Below are 1,165 nucleotides of genomic sequence, written 5' to 3'. Positions count from 1 at the left end.
TGTCTAATGTTTTATAATTTGCTAGTTTCAAAGATATTTTTTTAAATATTTATCCCTACATTATATATATAGGCCGAAAAAATGAAAAAGTTGCATATAAAACGACATTGATTAAATTTCTTATGAAATAATGCGGAATTTATTGTTTTTTGTAGAAAAATGGCGACAAACAACCTTTTTCAAAGGTTATAAGTTTATATATCCGTAATTAAATATTTATCTAAAAGTTTGAAAGCATTTTAAAGGAGATTAATTGTTTAATTTAGTTAAAATCCATTTATTATTCCAAAAAGAAGTAAATTGTTTTATTATTTTTTTGATTTTACTTGGTGTTTTTTGGAATAAAAAGGGATGTTGGTTGGATAAAATACTTTTCATCTGGCCAAAAAGATTTTCAATGACAGCATTATCACGTGGGGTTGCTTTACGAGACATGCTAATTAAAACCCTTTTTAGTTAAAACTTTTGTACTTTTAGAGATTGATAAACTTTAATTTGGTCAGAATGTATAATGCAAGATTTTTCAAAGCGATATTTTTTTTAATGGCATTTAAAATTAATTCTTTATCTTGGCGGTTAGATGAAAAGAGACAATTTGATTATTAAAAGAATCAATAACACATGAAAAATAGATAAAACCTTGGGGAGTTTTAAAATAAGTAATGTCGGTAAATAGTTTTTTCATGGGTTGGGAGGTAGTAAAGTCTTGATTAATTAAATTTGGGACTATTTTGAGGTTAGATTTTAATTTTATGATAATAATATTTATTTTTCTTAAGCCTTAACTAACTGTTTCATTTATTTAGACAACTTAATATTTTTTAATAATATAAAGACCAACTTTTGAGTTGGTCTTTTTTTTAAAGAGTTTTCTTGCATTTCCTAAAAGCCCATTTGCATGTTTAGAAAGCATCCCCCCCACATATATGTTTTTCTTACTTTTTTTTCATTTTGCATCTGCTCACTACTTCCAAATAGTTTGGTAGCTTAAATATTTATTCTATAACGGTGACGAATTTTGACGAATAAGCCTTTTTCAAAAATATGTTTTTAAGCCATTTAATGCCGCTATATTTTTTCTTTGATATAATATTAATATAAAACATATTATTAGAATAATAATAATATAATGCATGCAAATTTAATTTATTATTTAAAAATACGT

At 24.5% G+C, this 1,165-nt stretch carries 1 pseudogene; it reads right to left on the bottom strand.

What is annotated here, in order from left to right:
• Window positions 1-249: 249 nt before the first annotated feature.
• A pseudogene (locus ACEW7V_RS00330) lies at window positions 250-785 on the bottom strand (transposase); the annotation flags it as partial.
• Between the last annotated feature and the right edge of the window lie 380 nt (window positions 786-1,165).

Source organism: Areca yellow leaf disease phytoplasma, assembly GCF_041920595.1.
This window is presented reverse-complemented; position numbering and strand designations above follow the sequence as displayed.